Origin of the sequence: Candidatus Palauibacter soopunensis, assembly GCF_947581735.1 — a bacterium.
Lineage (GTDB): Bacteria > Gemmatimonadota > Gemmatimonadetes > Palauibacterales > Palauibacteraceae > Palauibacter > Palauibacter soopunensis.
Genome location: NZ_CANPVT010000043.1, coordinates 1 through 20,281, shown reverse-complemented (window position 1 = coordinate 20,281; position 20,281 = coordinate 1). Strand labels below are relative to the sequence as shown.

The 20,281-nt window shown below is 63.0% G+C and carries 12 protein-coding genes and 1 tRNA gene; 5 read left to right on the top strand and 8 right to left on the bottom strand.

Annotation, left to right across the window (positions count from 1 at the left end):
• The first annotated feature begins 258 nt into the window (after positions 1–258).
• Entirely contained in the window at positions 259–2,031 is a 1,773-nt protein-coding gene (locus RN901_RS11530; protein WP_310758434.1) for a DUF262 domain-containing protein, read from the top strand.
• Positions 2,032–2,119: 88 nt separating this feature from the next.
• Here the strand turns inward: RN901_RS11530 and RN901_RS11525 are convergent, their stop codons facing one another.
• On the bottom strand, positions 2,120–3,289 hold the full coding sequence (locus RN901_RS11525; RefSeq protein WP_310758433.1) for a tyrosine-type recombinase/integrase: 1,170 nt from the start codon (positions 3,287–3,289) through the stop codon (positions 2,120–2,122).
• Positions 3,290–3,461: 172 nt separating this feature from the next.
• On the opposite strand from RN901_RS11525, the gene RN901_RS11520 reads away from it, so the two are divergent.
• The gene (locus tag RN901_RS11520) at positions 3,462–4,448 is read left to right on the top strand and encodes a tyrosine-type recombinase/integrase (protein ID WP_310758432.1); all 987 of its coding nucleotides are present in this window, start codon (positions 3,462–3,464) and stop codon (positions 4,446–4,448) included.
• A gap of 49 nt (positions 4,449–4,497) precedes the next feature.
• On the opposite strand, the gene RN901_RS11515 is transcribed toward RN901_RS11520, so the two are convergent.
• From RN901_RS11515 to RN901_RS11500, 4 genes are all read right to left on the bottom strand, one after another.
• On the bottom strand, positions 4,498–5,907 hold the full coding sequence (locus RN901_RS11515) for a HEPN domain-containing protein (RefSeq protein ID WP_310758431.1): 1,410 nt from the start codon (positions 5,905–5,907) through the stop codon (positions 4,498–4,500).
• 121 nt (positions 5,908–6,028) lie between these two features.
• Complete coding sequence (locus tag RN901_RS11510) at positions 6,029–9,328, bottom strand: DNA methyltransferase (RefSeq protein ID WP_310758430.1); 3,300 nt, start codon at positions 9,326–9,328, stop codon at positions 6,029–6,031.
• Complete coding sequence (locus RN901_RS11505; RefSeq protein WP_310758429.1) at positions 9,325–12,753, bottom strand: helicase-related protein; 3,429 nt, start codon at positions 12,751–12,753, stop codon at positions 9,325–9,327. The genes RN901_RS11510 and RN901_RS11505 overlap by 4 nt, the downstream gene beginning before the upstream one ends.
• 437 nt (positions 12,754–13,190) lie before the next feature.
• Positions 13,191–13,445 (bottom strand): hypothetical protein, encoded by a 255-nt coding sequence (locus RN901_RS11500; protein ID WP_310758428.1) that lies wholly within the window; start codon positions 13,443–13,445, stop codon positions 13,191–13,193.
• A gap of 326 nt (positions 13,446–13,771) precedes the next feature.
• On the opposite strand from RN901_RS11500, the gene RN901_RS11495 reads away from it, so the two are divergent.
• Together RN901_RS11495 and RN901_RS11490 are read left to right on the top strand one after the other, a co-directional pair.
• Positions 13,772–15,514, top strand: coding sequence for a DUF262 domain-containing protein (locus RN901_RS11495; protein ID WP_310758427.1), 1,743 nt, complete (start codon positions 13,772–13,774; stop codon positions 15,512–15,514).
• A gap of 99 nt (positions 15,515–15,613) precedes the next feature.
• The gene (locus tag RN901_RS11490) at positions 15,614–16,009 is read left to right on the top strand and encodes a hypothetical protein (RefSeq protein WP_310758426.1); all 396 of its coding nucleotides are present in this window, start codon (positions 15,614–15,616) and stop codon (positions 16,007–16,009) included.
• Positions 16,010–16,398: 389 nt separating this feature from the next.
• Here the strand turns inward: RN901_RS11490 and RN901_RS11485 are convergent, their stop codons facing one another.
• Both RN901_RS11485 and RN901_RS11480 read right to left on the bottom strand, forming a co-directional pair.
• The gene (locus tag RN901_RS11485) at positions 16,399–17,565 is read right to left on the bottom strand and encodes a tyrosine-type recombinase/integrase (RefSeq protein WP_310758425.1); all 1,167 of its coding nucleotides are present in this window, start codon (positions 17,563–17,565) and stop codon (positions 16,399–16,401) included.
• A gap of 141 nt (positions 17,566–17,706) precedes the next feature.
• Positions 17,707–17,794, bottom strand: a tRNA-Ser gene (locus RN901_RS11480).
• Between the two features lie 328 nt (positions 17,795–18,122).
• On the opposite strand from RN901_RS11480, the gene RN901_RS11475 reads away from it, so the two are divergent.
• Entirely contained in the window at positions 18,123–19,328 is a 1,206-nt protein-coding gene (locus RN901_RS11475) for an integrase arm-type DNA-binding domain-containing protein (protein ID WP_310758424.1), read from the top strand.
• Between the two features lie 198 nt (positions 19,329–19,526).
• Here the strand turns inward: RN901_RS11475 and istB are convergent.
• Positions 19,527–20,281 (bottom strand): IS21-like element helper ATPase IstB (gene istB, locus RN901_RS11470; protein WP_310758423.1); only part of this gene is annotated, 755 nt, incomplete at its 5' end.

The window sequence follows — 20,281 nt, the reverse complement described above, 5'->3', positions numbered from 1 at the left end:
GTCGGGTCGGCCTCCGCCAGCGCCACCTCCATCGCGAGGCAAGCCCGCGTTCCATCCCGAAGTATCGAGAACAGCCGTCCGTGCGTGGAACGCCGAACCTCGACCCGCAGAACGGCTCCGCCAACGAGCCGCAGCAGGTGCGATGCGCGCCGTCCGGGCGTAGGTTGGAGGCCCTCTTAGAATCATGTGAGCATCGCCGACCGGCCTGACTCGCACCCAACATCCGACCATCGCCCAACCCGAGACCGACTTCCGCCCATGTACCAGACCGGCCACACGATTGAGCAGACCCTCGATCAAATCCACAAGCACGACCTCGTTCTCCCCGCGATTCAGAGGGAGTTCGTTTGGGGCCCAGAGAAGATATGCCGACTCTTCGACAGCCTGATGCAGGGGTTCCCGGTCGGAACATTCCTCTATTGGAAGGTGGCTCCGGAGAACAGCGCCAAGTTCAACTTCTACGGCTTCATGCGCGAGTATCACGAGCGCGACAACGTTCACTGCCCGTCGCTTCCGGAGATGCCAAACACGGCACTCACCGCAGTACTCGACGGACAGCAGCGCTTGACGGCCCTCAATGTCGGCCTGCGGGGGAGCATGACCTGGAAACTGCCCCGCCTCTGGTGGAACAACCCCAAGGCTTTTCCGAAACGACATCTCTATCTGGACCTCCTTTGGAATGCAGGAGAGGATGAGGACGAGGGGACCGAGTATCGCTTCAGCTTTCGTCGGGGGAACGAACCTCGCCGGCGGAAGAACTCATCGGGCAACCTGGTGGAATGGTGGTTCCGCTTGCGCGACATACTGTCGATGGAGGACGGGCCTCCCATGCTCGACTGGGTGAACGACCCCGCCTTGGAGCGGAGTTCCCTGAGCCTCGCATACAAGACGTTGAATCGCCTCCACCGCGTAGTTCGGCAGGACCATCTCGTGGCATACTACGAGGAGCGGAGACAGACGCTGGACGATGTCGTTCAGATTTTCATCCGCATGAACGACGGAGGCACGCCGCTCTCGCACTCCGACCTGCTCCTGTCGATCGCGGTCGCTCAATGGACCAAGCACGACGCCCGCGAGGAGATTCACGAACTCGTCGACGCGCTCAACCGGATCGGGCTCGGGTTCTCCTTCTCGAAGGACCTGGTGCTGAAGGCGGGTCTGATGCTGAGCGACATCGGGAGCGTGGGGTTCAAGGTGGACAACTTCAACCGCAAGAACATGGCGGTTCTCGAGGAAAAGTGGACGTCCATCAAGTCGGCGCTCACGCTGACGGTCCAGTTGATCGCGGGCTTCGGCTTCAATCGCGCGACGCTGACGGCGCACAACGCGATTCTCCCCATCGCATACTACCTGTACCGGAGCAAGCGCACGGAATCGTTCCTGAGCCACAGCGAGCACGAGGATGACCGGCAGAGGATTCGCGGCTGGCTGATCCGGAGTCTGCTCAAGAGAGGGGTCTGGGGGAGCGGCCTCGATACGTTGCTCACGGCACTGCGAAAAGTGATTCGCGAGGACGCGGCCGACGGGTTCCCGGCTGCCCGGCTCGGCGAGGAGATGGCGCGCCGGGGCCGGGAGTTGGTGTTCAACGACGAAGAGGTCGAGGAACTAGCGGACACGGAGTATCGGAGCCAACGAGTCTTCGCGCTTCTCTCGCTCATCTTCCCCTTCGTAGATCCGGGGAAGCTGTTTCATGTGGACCACATCTTCCCCGCCGCAAAGTTCACCAAGCGCAAACTGCGCGACGCGCACGTCCCGGAGGGGAAGATCGAGGAGTACCGCGAGCGGGCGAATCGGCTCGGCAACCTCCAGCTCTTGCCGGGCGCGGTGAACACCGAGAAGAGCGCGGCGATGCCGGCCGAGTGGTTGGCTCGCGCGTATCCTGACGAAGGCCGACGTAGGTCACACGCTCGCAATCATCTGCTGGGCACCGTTCCTGAGAAGATGACGGGGTTCGTCGAGTTCTACAAAGCGAGAAGAAAGTGCCTGGTCGAGGAGATTAAGAGGTTGCTGGGTGGCGAGGGTTCTGGGTGAAGGCAGATCGTTAGGCGACATTCGACACGAAACACTGACTCTCCCGCGGCGAGTGTTTCACGTCACGTCGATGCCTGACCTCGGTTTTCTAGCTGTCTGTGCGAGCGATGTAGCTGCACCATGCATGAAGGACTTCGGCCCGGCGCTCCAACAGATCGGAGCGCTGGTACGCCTGAACGACCCGGCTGTTCGGGACGTGGGCGAGGCAAGCCTCCGCCACCTCGGCCGGGACGCCCGTCTCGGCCATCCAAGACCGCGCGCTCGAACGGAACCCGTGGAGCGTCGAGTCCACCCCGGCGCGTCCGAGCACGCGCCTCGCGGCGTTCGCGCCTATCGGCCCCCCGGCCTTCCCCGGGAAGACGAACGGCGACTCGCCGGACAGCTTGCCCGCGCGCCTGAGGACATCGAGCGCGCCCGCGCTCAGCGGAACCGCGAACGGGCGGCCCGCCTTCATCCTCTCCGCCGGGATGGTCCACCTCGCCGACTCGAAGTCGATCTCCTCCCAGCGCGCGCGCCGGGCCTCTCCGGGCCGAACGGCGGTGAACGCGACGAGTTCCACCCACAACGCGGCCGCCGGATTCGCTTTCTCCCCCCGGCGGATCGCCCGGAGCGCCCCCCGAACCTCGGTGTGCGGCAGCGCGCGATAGTGCTTCGTCGCGCCCCCGTTCGCCCTCGGCAGCGCCGCCACCGCCCGGTCCACCGGGTTGTCCGGGCGAAGGTTCCGACCGACGCACCAACGGAAGACGGCGGCGATCCGGCTCCGAGCCTTCGCCGCCGCGCCGGGCTTCGACTTCCAGATCGGCGCGAGGCACGCGAGCACGTCCCCGCTCGTGATCCGGTCCACCGGCATGTCCATGAGCGGCGCTGCGTGGAGGCGAAACGTGGACGCCCACTGATCCGGGAGCGCCGTCCCGGCCTTCCAGCCCTCCCGGTGAAGCCGAATGGTCCGCTCGGTGGCCTCGGCGAAGGTCGGGACGCCCCGCCCGCGCGGATCCCGGCCGAGCCGGACCATGCGGCTGTTGGCGAGCGCTTCCTGGCGCGCCTCGGCGAGCGTCACCTCGGGGTATGGCCCGAGCCCGATCGAGGTCAGGCGGCCATCGACCCTCACGCGCTGCCGCCAAGTCTTGGTGATCCGGCCGTCAATCGTGCGGTGGACCCTGAGACTCAAGCCCCGTCCGCCGCGCCCATCCCCGTACACGCCGGGTCGGCCAACCGCGCGCACGAAGGCGGCGGTGAGTGTTCTCGGCCGCTTCGTCAATGTGCTCTCCTTCTTGTGGCGTATCACTTATTGCTGCACTACAGAACGAAGAATACACCGGATCGCAACGGACTGCAAGAGACGATGGGATTTCGTGTGTCATACGAAAACCATTGGTATACAAGCTTTTATGGGATATCAGGAGGACCTTGCTGGACTACCTTGGATCAAGGTGATAGAGTTCGCTGCCGGGTTCGTCGGTCCCGAGATCGGGGGCAAGGCGCAAGCCGAGCCCGAGCCGCTCACGCTAGGGACGCTCTTTGACATCTACGGTGAGGAGGTCACCCCGACGAAGGGGAAGCGGACCCGCGAGCGCGACAGGGTCGCAACCGCGATGTTCCTCGACTTTTTCGGACGGGACCGGGACCCCGCCACCTTCTCCCAGCGCGATTGGGACCGCTTCATCCAAGCGCGCCGCGCGGGCAGGGCCGGACGTTCGGGCAAGCCCGTGGGCAACCGGACGATCGAGTGGGACCTGACGTTCCTGATGGCGGTCCTGAACTGGGCCGAGAGGTCCAAGGACGAACGGGGACGCCCGCTGCTCGACAGGAACCCGCTGAAGGGCTTGAGGAAGCCCAGGGAGAAGAACCCCGCCCGGGTCGTTCTCACGGAGGACGAGTACCGGGCGCTCCTGAAGGTGTCGCGGCAGGTCGGCTGGCGGTTCCACGTCGCCCTCGTGCTCGCGCACGAGACAGGCCACCGCATCGGAGCCATTCGCAAGCTCCGTTGGAACGACATCGACTTCGAGGGCCGTGAGGTGCGGTGGCGGGCGGAACACGAGAAGACGGGCTACGAGCACGTCACGCCGCTGACCGACGAGGCGGTCAGCGCCTTGGAGGAGGCATGCAGGATGAGCGACGAGAGCGAGAATGCCCCGGTGCTGCCGGGGTCGGGCGATGCCACGAAGTGCATGAGCCGCGTTTGCGCGTTTCAGTGGTGGAAGAGAGCTCAGACGCTCGCGGGACTGGAGCCGAAGGCTCGGCGGGGCTGGCACTCGCTGAGGCGGAAGTTCGCGAGCGACCTGATGGACCTGCCGCTCAAGGTGCTCTGCGAGCTTGGCGGGTGGAAAGATGCTCAGACGGTGCTCAGGTGCTACCAGAGACCGGACGCTGGACAACTCAGGACGGCGCTGGAAGGCCGCAACAGGGTTCGGGGCTGAAATCCCGACCAGCGGGAATCATTCAGCGGGAGTCTGGCCCGCAAAACTCCTAAGTTACTCGGCTGCAAACAGTTGTAGAATCCATACAACTTGCGGAGTCGGCTTTGTCCGACGGGATGTCGTCCTCGGACCGCGGGGGATCGCGTCGTATGGACCCGCTTCCCTTGGCTCCGCTCCAGTCCTGCGGCCGGCCATTTGCGATCATCGATTTGATGCTTGACCGGAGCACGCTGGAAACTTCCTGCATGAGAGACGGATCCGGATTCGCCACGGCGCCGCCGTGGACGATCCGCGATCGCAGTTGGTAGAATTCCTCTAGGAGCTTCCTCGTTTTGTGCCTTTCCTTCAGCGAGTCGGCGTAATACCACGACCCACGCGATCTGAGCCTCTTCCCGATGTCGTGGTGTTTGCCGGGCTCACCAAACAATGTCTCCAGCGCGATGCTCTGACTCATCACGGTGTCTTCCACTTCAGTCCGCGTTAGGCTCTCACGAAACCATCGCAGGGCAAGATCCAGCACGCGCTGAGTTTGTTCGCTACGACGTAAGTACGCTGCTGCCAAGTCAGACAATTCTGACGCTGGCAGGGGACGCTTCTGGCCCCGCGTCCCGAACCCCATCGCAAGCAATTCCGTCTGACGGACCATGCCGCCACCACCGAGCAGACCGTCGTAAGGTAGTGCGGCGTTGACGGAGGGCGGAACCCGAACTTCGCTCATGAAACAGCTGAACCCATACCCCCATACCACGCTGAGAAGCCGGGCTAGGTGATCCGGGCCGTGTTTCAGGAGAGGACTGCCATAAACCATGCCCCCCTCTTCCGGGGGGTCGACAAATCTGTCCTCAAACCGTGTGGCCCGGAGCACGCAAACATTGGTGTCTTCTTCCGGCCACTTGTCGAACAGCGTGTTTGTGTGCTTCCTCTTGAGGTAGTGCACCATATCGCGGTACGGCATGAGAGTACAGTAGTCGTCCAGCGTGATCCGCGATTCGATGGCGAACCCCTTCAGCAAACAGAATTGCTCCGTCTGGATGAGGCCGTGACTGAGAAATTCTGTGACCAGCCTGCCTATCTCATCCGCTCCGGCACGCTCGGCAGCCAGCATCAGTTTCCGCGTGGCGACCACGGGGTTCGTTATCCTATTGGGTCGCCAATTCCCGCCACGGTAGAGCGCAACAGTGTCTGCCGGTGGGCGCACTTCCGTGGGTTCTTGCAAATGGCGCTCCACCCACTTCTGCAGGGCGCTAAACGCCGGTCCGTAGCGCCAGGGTGTAGCCTCGTTCGCAACCTGCTCAATGCGATACCGCGCCGACCAATCGTCATTTGCCATGAGGTGCGGCGCGACGTCACCGAATGGAATCGGATTGGGTCTGCCGTGAGCGTTCACGAAAACCACATGTGTGCCTTCGAACGCACGCTGAAGGAGGCCGGTAACCTCGCTAGCGGTCTCAGTGGTCATCGTGATGGCGGCCCTTCGGCTCGACTGTCAGTTGCCATGCTGCCTCTCATACGACTCTCGCCAGCGGCAATACGCGCCCCTGCGCGAGCGCCGCTCATATGGCCGCGTCCGCGACGCGAAGCTACCGTCCGAGTCGATACTTTATGTCGTAGTTTAGGATGAAATCCAATTCCTTTGCAGTGAATCTGTAGTGACGTGCCAATTCTCGGTCGATTTCATCGATCACGTGCTTGGACAGCTTCATGTAGAACTCGTCGTACTCCACGCGACCGGTCGTCCTATAATGATACACTCGTCGCTTCGTCTTCGAGTCCATGTCGTCTTCAAGCACCGCAGCCAGATCTACCAGCCTCTGCGAATGAACCATCGGGAAACCGGCGATCTGTGATTTGATGAGATCATAACAGTCGCTGCTGGATAGCCACCAAACGAAAAATGTGCTACTGCACAATATAGCGTGGACACTCGGACTTCGTTCTTCGGCAACTGTCAGGGGCTTTAGCTTCCCAGATCTCTTATGCCCATCGCGAGCGCTATGAAAGTACGGGGCACGGGTGTGCGCCCGGATCCAGTTGACCGGCGCCGAGTGGTAGAAGATCATACCATCGGAAGACTCCGCCTTGTGGATGTCGGACTCATGACCGGCCAGCTTCTGCAACACACTGCGATGTAGCGGACTCGACACCTTAGGTATCGTCTTGTCGAGAGGCAGCTCGCCAACCGACACATACTCCAAACCATCAAACAAATGGTCACGTTCCTCCGCATACCAACGCATGTAGCGTGTCGTGCGGATCCCTCCGCTCTTCTGAGACGCAACGAAGATCGCCAAGCGGAACTTCACTCCATCAAACAAGCGACTCGGGTTCGCATCGCCGCTGAATGTTGAGAGATGAACTGAGCCAAACTGTCTATAGAACCTTTGGACGAGCGGCATCATCCGTCGGGTGCTGTGGCCACTCAGGGGTACGATCATGCTGATGGATCCGTCCGCTCTCATGATGTCCTTACAACGCTCCAGCACGAACGCATAGAGGTTGCCACATGATTCTGTCAGGAACCCCCGGACTTGGTACTTCCCACGAACCTTGCTGTACTCAACGTACGGTGGATTGCCGATCACAACATCGAAGCCACCTCGGTTCATTATGCCGTAGAATTCGACGAACCAGTGGAATGGGCAATGCGTGGTGCGCCAACGCGTATAGGCGTCGTCGTCGTTTTCGGAGACTCCGTACTCGGCAGCGAGGTGCCGATTGAGCTCATCGTCAAGTCGCCTGAGGCGGGTACGAAGGTGCTCCTTGTCGGAGCCGGTCGGAGTCCCGTGCAGGACGGTCTGACGCTTTCTGAAGTCATCGTAGGCAAGACTTGCGATCCGGGCATCAGACTCAATGCGACTTAGCGTTGCTTGATCCTGCTCAGAAAGGGCGCGGTACTGCCCTTCTGGGGTCACCTCCATAGCCTGACGAACCGCCGCGAGTGACGAAAACCCTACCAGAGTATTCCCAGCGCGGACGTTGAAGTCGATGTCTGGTAGCGGCTCGATCTGGTCGTATTCGTCCAGTTGGGCGATCAGCTTGAGGAAGAGGCGGAGCTTACATATCTCGACCGCCTCTTCCATAACGTCGACACCATAGAGGTTGTTGAGAACGATTGACTTCAGGATGAAGTAACGTTCGCTGGCGTGGGTGTCGACCTCGGCGAGAACAGCCCGAAAGTCGCTCAGCGCGCTGGGATGAGTGGTCCTATCGGTTCGGTCCAAGTCGGCGACGAACCCGCGCATGCCTTCCAAGCACGCCCTGTAGAGAGGCTCGAGGACGTTGAGCGCGGCGAACAAGAACGCTCCGGACCCGCATGTGGGGTCCAGGACGGAAACATCCCGCATGACCTGCCACACGGCCCGTAGCAGCTCGGGGCCCTCGCTCTGTTCGATAAGATCGCCAGCGAATTGCTCGATGTCAAGATTATGAGTAATGAAATCGTTGACGTCTTGAACATCCCCGCCGGCGAGTTTGCTGCGAATCCGTTGGTGGCGCTGGCGACGGGCGACGACCTCTCGCCAGGTCTCGGTCGGCAGAGCATATTCCCGCGGCGCCGGTTCCCGCCAATTTCCACGTCTGGATATGTCATCTATACCGCACTCCACATCCTCGGGAAGTTCCAACGGATTGGTCAGACGCTCCGGGAGCTTGTCCCGCCGAACATCCCACACAACTCCGTGGCCAACGGACGGGTAGATGTAGCGGTCTGGATCCTCCGATAAGAGCCTCCAAACTCCTGCGTCCGGCCCAAACGCTACCGGACATTCTTTCCTGGCCGCATCCAGTAGGTACGGAATCACGGCGTTGCGTGTAATGTACCCGGTGACGTCCTCCCTCGTGTAGTACGCCCCCATCTGCTTCTGGTTGATGTACTTCTCAAAGATGTATCCCAAAACATCTGGATCGATCTCGTTATCGTGGCGTCCCGGTCGTTCGTCCAGGTGCCAGCGGTACGAATCGAAAAAATCGAACAACCCTTCGAAGGCCTCGTCAGGAATCGCTATGTCGGGATTGACTCGTTCAAGGTCGTGAACATCAAACAACCCACCGTTGAGAAACGGAACCTTACCCAGCAAGTCCGCGAGGTCAGGGGCGCGCTGTGCCTCCGGTTGTCCGAGGCCTTCGTGGAACAGGCGTAGCAAGAAGAGTCTGTAGAACTGGTGAAACTGCCCGCCGCCATTCTGCCGCCTGAGGCGCACCAAGCGATTACGAAGATAATTGAGGTCGTCGTCTAGGAACCCCTGCTTTTGGACGAAATACACGAACATCATGCGGTTCAGCATCAGCGAGGCATACCAGTCGCGATCCCCCTGAGATGCGATGCCGTGAATGAACCCTTGAAAGGCGACTAACTCCTCCCTGAAACGCTCATAGAATTTCTTTGTTACTCTTTCGACGTCAAAGGTCTTCTTGACTTTGGCGGCCACTCCGATGATGTCGAGTCGCTGCTCTTCATCGAGTGTGAAGGCAAGCTGGACGAGACGCTGGAGAAGTGGCTCGCCGCTTTGGCCGATATCGTAGTGCTGTTCCCGGTACCGCCTCTTCCTGCCTTCACGTTTCACCCATTGCCAAATCTGCTGGCGGCGCCGATCATCAACAAAGATGACGAGATGCTCAAAGCTTATCCTGGCTACCTGGTTGTCAATCCTCCGCCGAATGGGGTAGGCGGGAATCGGCTGCCCCGACGTAGGGCAGCATTCGTAGACGGCGAATCCCGCCTTTTCCGCAACTGGCCGCAGGGAGTAAGATTGCTCGTCGACGCCGATCTCGAGAGGCCTAGCAGCCGGGAAGTGATTCCACCCCAACCCTTCCACGAATAGCGCCCGGAAATCAAAGGCTGTCAGCTTGGGGCGAAGGTCGGTCGTTGCGGGCTGCGTCATGTATCGGCCTCATGCTCACTGTCGGCTGATATGTTATCGAACAGTCCCATTGAGCAGATGATGCGAGGTTCGCCGGCCTCAGGTTCCGAGTCGTCGCGTATGGACAGCCGGTCCTCATCCCGAAGCCCGATCACGAGGCTGGCCAGCTCGTCGTCGTTCATTCCCGCACGAAGATGCCGGTTGAGTGCGTCGGTCGCCACGCTACGAAGTGGATACTTGTAGATGTCGTCGAGTGCCCGACGGAGGCTCGGCAGATCGAAAAGAGGCATCTGCCTTTCCGCATGATCCGCCCACGCCTTGAGCCGCGTGTATGTCCGATACCGCGCGCCTCGCTTCGGCCCAAGCTGGCCCCCGATTCTGCGCCCTTCAATCACAATGTGACTTACACCATTCGCGACGAGCTCGTGGTGGCGTTCGTGGCGCGGCAGCGCCGGAGTTCCCGGCTCGCACTCGGCAGCAGCCAGAATCTCGATCTGCGACTCAGTCACGCTCCGTCCGGTCTCCGCGTTCACGTATGCCAACGCATCGTGACCCTCGCCAGTACGTACGAAGAGCAGCACGCCATCCGGTCGACCCGGCAGAGTATGTCGCCGCGACGTGTACACGACATCGGGAAGCTCCGAGACCACCCGCTTCAGTTTGGGATCGTCCGCCGTCGCGTTCTTCCAGATCTGCCACGCTTGGCTGGATAAATCGACCTCGCCATCGTCCTCTTCGTCCAGGATGCCGGCCTTCTCATTGTAGAGGTCGAGCATCAGTTGATTCTCCTTCTCTTGGTCCATCCCCGCGTCGTCCTCGAAAAAGGCTTCGTCGGCTCCGACGACCTCGGCGTTCTCGGAGAGGCGGGTCTTCACGCGGCCGCGCAGCCTGATAATGCGTTCGACCCCGTCAGCGGGGAGAAACGAATAGCAGCGAATCGTTGGCTCGCTCTGGCCGATCCGGTCCACGCGCCCGGCACGTTGAATGAGGCGGATGATCGCCCAAGGGAGGTCGTAGTTCACGACCACGGCGCAGTCCTGAAGATTCTGGCCCTCGCTGAGGAGATCTGTGGCGATGAGGACCCGAATCTCCGTCTCTGCGGCAGGCAGACCACCGTTGCTTTCGGGGCTGAACCGCCGGGCCAGCAGCGTCGGAGCCTCCGTGTCGCCCGTGACGGCCTCCAGCCCATCCACTCCCCGTCTCTTCAACTCCCTCGCCAAGTAGTGGACCGTGTCGGCAAACTGGGAGAAGACAAGGACTTTTTGGTCGGGGTGCTGCTCGGTCAGCAATGCGTAGAGCGCGTCGAGCTTGGCGTCGCGATTCTCATCCCATCGACCGGCTCGATGTAGAATCTGGAGCAGGGCTTGCGTATCAGCCTCCAGTGCCGACTCCAGCGCGGACACGAACAGATCGGACCGCAGCCACTTGAACCGTGTGTGGAAGCTCGTCACGTAGGTCTTGTAGACTGCAGCCGCGCGTCCGCGCAGCGCCTCCATGTCCCACGGATCAGCCGACGGCTGTTCGTCGTCTAGTGGGATCACCCCTTGCGCGTCGCGGTCCTCATCGTCGCTGAAACGGGTGTCGGGCGGAGCGGCGTCAAGCAGTATAGCCTCCTGGCTCCCCACTGGAAGCGGGAGACCGTCGCGGATCGCATGGAGGAAGACGCGATTGCGCAGGACGTGGCGTTCGACCGACTGGAGGAACGCCGATCCGCTGCTCTCAAGGCGCTTGAAGAGATTCGTCCGGCAGAAGCCGATCAGGCGCTTGCCGGCCCGGGATAGATCCCGGATCTGCCGTTCCTCCTCTGAGGAAGTCGACATTCGCTCGTCGGACACATAGTTCCCGAGCCCGTAGCGCGGCAGCGAGAGACCTATGACGGTGTCCACCACATCCTGGTGGTAGAGCCGGGCGTATTGGTCGTTGGGATCGCCGTCGCTGACTTGGAACTTCAGCGTGGCCGGTACTCGCTCCGGGAAGATCCTCTTGGACCCGTCGGCCACCATCAGGCAGGGCCGACCGGTGTCGGGGTCCGTCTCGGTGTAGTTCTTCTGGATGAAGGTGCGCGTCCGCCGCACCAGGTACAGGCGCATTAGGTCGCGCCAGTCGTCCGGGATTTCACTCTTCTCGAAGGCCGCCAGCGTGCGTGGCCCCACCTGATGGCTTGCGCCAAACTCGACCTCGCCCACCGCGCGGAGAAGCCGTTCGGGGCGAATGCCGATGTCCCGGTCCTCGGGAACGAAGAGCCGCAACTGGTTCGACAGGTCGAGGTACGTCTTGTTGTAGGGCGTCGCCGTCAGAAGGATGACCTTGCTCTCGTTCTCCCGAAGATACTCCTGAATGGCCCGGTAGCGTTTGCCTTCGCGGTTCCGAAGGTTGTGGCTCTCGTCGATCACGACGAGCCGGTAGCGCCGCATTTCCGGCAGATCCGTGAGCACGTTGCTGAGCGACACGACTCTGGCTCGCAGCCGATACTCATGGGCGTGGTCCCTCCACATGGAGACGAGGTTTTTGGGGCTGATGATCAGCGTTTCGAGCCCGAGATCGTCCTCGAAGATCCGGGCCACCGCCGTGGCCATCCGTGTCTTGCCGAGCCCGACGACGTCCCCGATCAGTACGCCGCCACGCGTGTTCAGGTGGTGCGCTGCGATCTTCACGGCCGCCGCCTGGAAGTCGAACAGCTTATCCTTGAAGACTCGGGGGATGCTGAATTGGTTGAGCCCCTCGCGCGCGTCGTACGATAGGTGGTAGGCCATCTTCAGGTAGACGTGGTAGGGCGGAACGAGCTGCTCACGAGCCCAACTCTCCTCTATGATCTCGATCAACTCGTCGGTGATGTCGATGCAGAAGGGGTCGCGCCAGCGATTCTCGAACCAGGACTGGAGCTTGCCGGCTGCGTCCTGATCCACCACATCGACGTTGAGTTCGCCCTGACCGGACATCCCCGCGAACGTCAGGTTACTGCTACCGAGGAACGCAGTAACCGGATTGACCGGATCGTCCCGGTACAGCAGGTAGAGCTTCGCGTGGAGGGTGTGACGGAGGAACAGCTTCACCCTGACCTTGCCAGCGCGCAGTTGGCGGGCCAACCGCCGGAGAGCGGCTTCGTCCTCGTTGGTTGGTGCTCCGAACGTCAGCTGCTCACGCAATTCCCGAGCCAGCTTGCGGCGAAGGCGGAGCGCGGTCCGGTTGTCGATCCCGAGCCGCTCTCTTGTCCGACTGGCGAAGTGCTCGCGAAGCTCGTCCTCGGCTACCTTCTGCATTCCAACGAGGATGCGGCACGGACCTTCGCCCGGTTTCCACCGGTCGATCAGCGGGCCCACGCCGCCCCACCCGCGAAGATTGATGTAGCCAACGCAGAAGTCGGCCCGCGACGAAAGGGCGAGCGTCTCTTGAAGGGCCGGGAGGAGCTTGGTGGGCGCCTCTAGGTTGTCGAAGATTCGCGGCACGATTGACTGCCGTCGTTACGGGGGGAGGAGTTGGGTTAGGTCGGTGGTCGCCGGGAAGAATATGGCTGGTGTCCCAGGCGCGACACCCTTCTGACGCGCCGCGTGCCGGTTTCGCGCTGAGCGAACATCCCGTCCAGCGTCATTCACAAGGGCCGCCCGTGATGCCTCGGCTGACAGCAACTACCGCGCCAGCGACCACCCCACGCCGTTCTCCTTGCAGAGCGGCGCCGAATCCGCGAGGTGACGCTAGCCTAGAGGGAACTGGCAGCGGGTGGAAACTGGGCCAGGCCCCCCCGTGCGGCCGCGGCGCTCCGATTCTCGGTCGAGCCACCAGACGATCAGGGATCTCCCTTGATGCACCGGAATGCCCTCTTCCGCCTCGATTCGGTGAACCCCCGTTCCTTGAGCTTGAGGAGCACCCCGCTTGGCGTCATCGGTCATGGGCGTCTGCGCGAGTTTCGCTCTTGGCTGGCGAGCCGCTCAGCCTCGTCTGCTGCAGCGGCGGCGGTACGGAACCCGGGGCCGGTGCGGTCGGCGGCCGTGGAGACCGTGAGGGAAGCGAGTACCACATACCACCGATCCGCCCGGTCGTCCTCTCCATCCATGTAATGGCCGCGCTCGAGCCGATAGCCGGCCATCTCGGCGCGGAACCGGTGCGCCCGCAGAATGACGCCCTCATCGAAATCGCTCATCGAACCACCTCTCCTCCTAACGAAGAGGGTTCTGGAGAAGAGGCTAGGTCAATAGAAGCGGGGCCAATCCGCTGATTCGACGCGTCCCCTTAAGCGGAGCGCGTAGGATCACCGGGAGGTCGGCCGACTCGGGCACGTGCTCCATCACCTCCGCACACCCCTTCCCCACTCTCGCGCATCTCCCAAAATGGAGCTGTCGGAAATTGTCGCCAACTGCTACAGTGACCCTTCAAGCTAACGCGACGCTGCGTCCCCTGCGGCAGCGAATACGACCTGCCCGCAACGTTCACACACACGGCCCAGTCCGAGGAGGGCGGTACCTCACCATGGCATTCCAGACGGCGATCTCGATCAAGGAGGCAACCGACAACATCCACAACAGCCGCTACCTGCTTCCGGCCATTCAACGGGAGTTTGTTTGGCGGCCCCATCAGATCGAGCGGCTCTTCGACAGCCTCATGCGTGGCTACCCCATCGGATCTTTCCTGTTCTGGCGAGTCGATCCCGAAACCGCCAAGAACTACAGCTTCTACCAGTTCATCACCAACTACGATCAACGGAACCCCCACAACCTCGTCCACGGGGCGCCGGACGCCGTGCCCGGTCTGAAGGCGGTGCTCGACGGGCAGCAACGCCTCACGGCGCTGAACGTCGGGCTCCATGGGTCCGGCAAATGGAAGCTACCCCGCCTGTGGTGGAACAACCCGCGCGCCTTTCCTGAACGACGGCTCTTCCTCGATCTACTCGCCCCGCGCACGGAGGACGAAGAAGAACTCTCGTACAAGTTCCGCCTCCTCCCCGTTGATGACAAAGGAGCGCCGGAACGAGGGAGCGACCACGAACACTGGTATCCCGTCGGAGACATCCTCGACGTCAAGGACGCCTCGGACGACCTGATCGACTTCGTCCATGACCATGAGGAGCTCAAGAAGACTCGCGAGCCTCAGAAGATGCTCACCAAGCTTCACCGCGTCATTCACAGTGACGGCATCATCTCGGCCTACGAAGAGCCGGACCAGAACCCGGAACGGGTTCTCAACATCTTCGTACGTGCCAACAGCGGCGGCACCGCGCTCTCCTACTCGGACATGCTCCTCAGCATGGCGGTGGCTCAATGGGACGAGATCGACGCGCGGAAGGAGATCCATGCCCTCGTCGACGAGATCGGGGCGATCGGGAGCGGCTTCCGGTTCAACCACGATTTTGTGCTCAAGGCCTGTCTGATGCTCGGCGACAGCGACAGCATCCGGTTCAAGGTCGAGAACTTCAGAAAGTCGAAGATCGGGGCGCTGCAGCACCAGTGGGATCCGATCAGGAACACGATCTCAGAAACGGTGGAGCTCGCATCTTCGTTCGGCTACTCCGGACAAAGCCTGATCTCGGCAAACGCCCTCTTGCCGATCGCCTACTACCTCCACCACCGGCAGCCGTCGTTGGGTGACAAGGACCGCAAGGCGATTCGTTGGTGGCTGATTCGCTCGCTGCTGAAACGCGGGATCTGGAGCGGCGGCGTCGACAACTTGCTGGTAGCGATCCGCAAGGCGATCCGGGAGAGCTCTGGAGCGGATGGCTTCCCGACTCACGCGATCGAAGAGGCGATGCGTAGCCGCGGCAAGGGACTGACCTTCCACGACGAGGAACTCCAGGATCTGGCCGACGCCGGGTACGGTGGAAGAGCATATAGCCTTCTCTTCGTTCTGTACGGGTTCGTCGACGTGGCGACGAACCGCTTTCACATCGACCATGTCTTCCCTCGCGCGTTGATGACCCCGGCACGCCTGGACGAGGCCGGCGTCGATGAGGGACAAATCCCCGAGTACCAGGATCGGATGAACCGCCTTGCGAACCTCCAGCTTCTCGAGGGATCGAAGAACACGAGCAAGGGCGCCAAGCTGCCCGCCGACTGGCTACGCGACCAATACTCCGAGGACGAAAGGCGGAATCACTGCCACCTGCACGATCTCGGCGACGTCCCAGCCGAAATGAAGAGGTTCTTGGGCTTCTACGAGGCGCGCCGAGCGCGCATCTTGGAGAAGCTGAGGCGCTTGCTCGTTTCCGACAGCCCGTAAGCACATGGGGACCAACACGCCAGGGCACCAGAGAAGGCGGTTCCAGCGGGCCACCTGTCGGAGGGCTTCGGTTTTTCTCAGCGGAAGGACGGTGAGGGTTTGGAAGACCTGAAGATCGCCGAGTTGATCGATCGCGCACCGTGGCGGGAAGCCGTCACCTACCGGCACACATGGCCCCATGAGTACGTCCTCAGCCGCAAGGACCGCCAGAATGCGCTGATCGAGGTGGTTGTTGCCCGGTTCCGAGCCGGAGAGGGGGTCAGTGGCCTTTTCTTCGGCACGACGAACTCCTACCTGTTCATCGGTGATTACAAGTACTGGCTGATGACCCACTGGGACGCGGTCAACCTCGACGACGGGCAGGACTACGTGCTGAACCGGGCGCGCCTGTATCGCGACCGGCGGGACTTCGTCATTCAGGCTGGAGATACGGGGAAGCGCGAGGACTACCCCGCCAAACCGGCGACGTCGAGTCACCGTGCCAACGAACGCTGATCGCGAGCTCTCGCCCCCTTCGAACCCCGAAAAGCCCGCACCCGACGTTGGAGCCGTACCTGAGCGCGCAAACGACATGGGGGTCCGATGCGCGTTTTGGCACTCCGGTGCTGCGCACCGGCCTTCCCGCTCATCCCTTGGCCGGGCAACGTCTTTCGGCCTGAGAGCCCCGCCGTTCGTGGCGGACGGGGCGCTCAGGCCGTGACGCTAGCGACCCACCTCGCCGAGGGCTCGGTACGGGTTCGGGGCCGGGTGTGCTTGCGCACCCCCCACCCCGACCCCGTCGGGTCGCTAGCGTACCAGCGATCCCTTGCGGGAAGGCCCCCTACCTGCCGTCAGCGCGGTCGTTGGGGATCGTGATCCGTCGCCCAAGCACTCCGCCCCACTCCTCATCCATCGGTGCCGAGGGCGACGTAGTTGGCCCACTCCCCCATCAACTCGCGACGGTGGCTCTCCAGTAGATCGCTGCGCTGGTACGAGCCCTCGACGCCCCGCACGACGTGCCCCAGCGCGGCCTCCGCGACCTCCCTCGCCGCGCCGAACTCGGCCGCCCAAGACCGGAACGAAGCGCGGAATCCATGCGCCGTCGCGTTGAGTCCGAGATCCTTCATCAGCTTCGAGGGCGTCGCGATCGAGATCGGCTTCCCGCTCGGAGCCGGGAAGACCAGCCCCTCGGGCCCCGATAGCCTCGACGCCTCTTCAAGCACCGCGAGCGCCGCGTCCGAGAGCGGTACGCGGTGGGGCTTGTTCGCCTTCGTGCGCGATTCCGGAATCACCCAAACCCGGTTCTCGCCGTCGAACTCCGACCACGACGCCAACCGAGCCTCGGAGGGACGCGTCGCCGTGAGGACGAGAAGCTCCAAGCAGAGCCTCGTCGATGGCCATGCCTGCGAGGCTCGAATCTTGGCCAGCGCTTCGCCGACATCGGCGTGCGGCAGCGAGCGGAAGTGCTTCTTGCCGCCGTTATGCTTGGGGAGCGCCTCTCCGATCCCGGCCACCGGATCCGCGGCGCTCCGGTGGCCGGCCACGATCGACCACCGCATGATCGCCGAGAGCCGTTGCTTCAACCGACGCGCCGTTTCCGGCCGCTCGAACCAGACCGGCTGGAGAACGGCGAGGATGTCATTGCTGGTGATCTCGTCGACTTCCTTGTCTCCGATCCGCGGGTAGACGTGCTTCTCGAGGCTCTGCCTCCATTGGATCTCGGACCGGTGGCCGCGCCAGCTTGGGCGGCGAATCTGGATCACCTTTTCGGCGGCTTGCTCGAACGTCGGGACACCGCCGCCACGAGGGTCTCCTCCTTGAACGACGATCCGTCGGTTCACCAGCGCCCGCTCTCGAGCCTCCTGGAGCGTGACCAGCGGGTAAACGCCGAGGCCGAGATTGACCGGTTTGCCGTTGATCCGCAGCCGTTGAGCCCAGGTCTTCGATAGCCGGTCGGTCGAGGTGGGCTTCACGAGCAGGCTCAGCCCGTAGCCGCCCCGCCCGTCTCCGTAGCGGCCCGGACGCGAGACGGTCTTCACGAACGAGGCGCTGAGTCGCTTTGGATGCTTCATGTGGTTATCACTCCCAGTATCACGAGTTGAGTGATACTACGTGACACCACGTGAGACGTCAAGAACGTGTAAACCTGTGTCCTTCAAGGGTTTTGGTGACCCAAGAGGGACATCGTGCAACCGTCTGATACCTAAAAAATACGGACGGGGTGGGATTCGAACCCACGAGGCAGGGTTGCTGCCCACACGCTCTCCAGGCGTGCGCCTTAGTCCGCTCGGCCACCCGTCCGGAAGCCTCCGGGGTGAGGCCGGAGGTAGGGAGGCGGAGGGGGTGGGATTGGCTCGCTTCGCTCGCCGAGCTCACTCCCTTCGGTCGCTCGGTTCGAACCCACGAGACTCTTTCGAGCCGCCCACACCTTCCTTCTTAGGCGGAGGGGGTGTCCGCCTCCCCGCCATTCCCACGCGATCCGTGCCGGTCCCGCAACGTGTCCTAAATCCCTCCCCCAAAGAACGTTACGGCCCGCCTGCCGTCCCTTGACGTCCCGCGATGTTTCGGGTATTCTTGAACGGAGTGTGGGACGTGACGTGGGACACCATATCCGACTCCGAGCGAAGAAATGACCGCGAAAACACCGAAATCAGCCAACGGCCTCACCGGCCTGTTCGTCCGAAACGTAGTCCACAGCGGCCGAACCGGCGCCGACAAGTACGGGGACCAGCACGGCCTGATCCTACGGGTGCTCCCCTCGGGGAGCAAGCAGTGGATTTGGCGCGGCACCGTCGGCGGAAAGCGGGTGGATCTGGGCTTGGGCGGATACCCCTACGTCACGCTCGCCGAAGCCCGCCAGAAGGCCTTCGAGCACCGCAGGACCGCCCGCGCCGGCGAAGATCCGAGGTTGGCCCGGCGCGCCTCGCCGAAGTTCGAGGAAGCGGCCGAGACGGTGATCGCCATCCACCGCCAGTCCTGGCGTCCCGGCGGGAAGAGCGAGGGCCAGTGGAGGGCGAGTCTTCGCGACTACGCGATGCCGAGGTTGGGCGCGAAGGGAGTGGACGAGATCACGACGGCGGACGTGATGGATGTCCTGCTGCCGATCTGGTCGAGCAAGCCGGAGACGGCCCGGAGGGTGCGGCAGCGGATCGGGGCGATCATGAAGTGGGCGGTGGCCCAGGGCTACCGCGAGAGCAACCCGGCCGGCGACGCCATCGGTTCGGCGCTCCCTCGGCACGGGACGGGGCGGCGGCATTTCCGGGCACTTCCCCACGGGGAGGTGGGTGCGGCGCTGGAGGCGATCCGCGCTTCGCGGGCGTGGCCGGCGACCAAGCTCGCCTTCGAGTTTCTGGTCCTGACGGCGGCGCGGTCGGGCGAGGTGCGCCACGCCATGTGGAAGGAAATGGACCTCGGGGCGGAGACGTGGACGGTCCCGGGCGACCGCATGAAGTCCGGGCGCACGCACAGGGTGCCGTTGACTTCGAGGGCCATCGACGTCCTCGGTGAAGCCCGCCGTCGTTCTGGCGGGGATGGACTCGTCTTCCCCTCGCCGACCAACCGGGTCCTCTCGGCAAGCACGCTCTCGAAGCTGCTGAGGGAGAACGGAGTTGCCGCGGTGCCCCATGGGTTCCGCACGTCGTTCAGGGTCTGGTGCGGCGACACGGGCGTGGCCAGGGAGGTGGCCGAGGCGGCCTTGGCCCATGTCGTACGTGACAAGGTGGAAGCGGCCTACGCCAGAGGCACGCTCTTCGCGCGGCGACGGGAGGTGATGGAGCGCTGGGCTCGCTATCTTTCCGAACCCGTTTGCACGGATGCCGAGTTCAACGGAGCCTGAGTGGGCCCGGTTGGTGCGCACGCCGGGGGGATCGCGATCCGTCTTCAAGTGATCCGGGGACCATGATTCGGGGCCTCGAATCAGGCTGGATGTCAATAGGCACGGAAAATGTCCCGGTTATCGGCATGGAAAATGTCCCGGTTCTGCGGCTGCCCCGCGGAGCGACCGGAGCGGGGCAGCGGGCCGGGAGCGCGGCCGTCATGACGCACCCTCTCCGGACGCCGGTGATTCGGCGTCTATTCGGCTGGCAAGCGGATGGATCGCCTTCGAGAGTTCGGCGTGGCGGCGCATGCGGTAGCTGTTGCCCCGGATGTTCACGATGTGGCAGCGGTGGAGCAGCCGGTCGAGCAGCGCGGCGGCCATGACCTCGTCGCCGAGGATGCGGCCCCACTCCTCGAAGCCCTTGTTGGACGTGAGCACGGTCGAGCCGTTGCCGTAGCGCCGGTTGACGAGTTGGAAGAACAGGACCGCCCCGCTCTGGGTCACCGGCAGGTAGCCGATCTCGTCGACGACGAGCAGCGCCGGGTGGGTGAGGATCTTCAGGCGGCGGTCGAGCCTGCCGGCGGCCTTGGCCTCCTCCAGCGAGGTGACGAGGTCGGTCAGGGTGCCGAAGTAGATCTTGCGTCCGCTCTCGGCGGCCGTGATCGCCAGGCTGATCGCCAAGTGCGTCTTGCCCACGCCGGGCGGTCCGAGGAACACCACGTTCTCCTGCCGCTCCAGGAAGCCGAGTTCGTGGAGCGCGTCGATCTGCTCGCGCTTGATCGAGGGCTGGAAGGCGAAGTCGAAGGCGGCCAGGGTCTTCACGTACGGCAGGCGGCTGGAGCGCATAGCGGCCTCCAGGCGGCGTCCGTTGCGGAGTTCGATCTGGGCGGCCAGGAGCCGCTCGATCGCCTCGGCCGCGGTCGTGCCTCCCCCGTCCACCCCGGAGAGCACGCCGTCCAGCGCCTCCAGCG

Bases quoted from the DNA above. Each gene is read 5' to 3' on its own strand.
- RN901_RS11500 (WP_310758428.1), bottom strand. From the start codon at position 13,445: ATGAGCGATTTCGATGAGGGCGTCATTCTGCGGGCGCACCGGTTCCGC.
- RN901_RS11530 (WP_310758434.1), top strand. From the start codon at position 259: ATGTACCAGACCGGCCACACGATTGAGCAGACCCTCGATCAAATCCAC.
- RN901_RS11475 (WP_310758424.1), top strand. From the start codon at position 18,123: ATGACCGCGAAAACACCGAAATCAGCCAACGGCCTCACCGGCCTGTTC.
- RN901_RS11485 (WP_310758425.1), bottom strand. From the start codon at position 17,565: ATGAAGCATCCAAAGCGACTCAGCGCCTCGTTCGTGAAGACCGTCTCG.
- RN901_RS11510 (WP_310758430.1), bottom strand. From the start codon at position 9,328: ATGACGCAGCCCGCAACGACCGACCTTCGCCCCAAGCTGACAGCCTTT.
- RN901_RS11515 (WP_310758431.1), bottom strand. From the start codon at position 5,907: ATGACCACTGAGACCGCTAGCGAGGTTACCGGCCTCCTTCAGCGTGCG.
- RN901_RS11495 (WP_310758427.1), top strand. From the start codon at position 13,772: ATGGCATTCCAGACGGCGATCTCGATCAAGGAGGCAACCGACAACATC.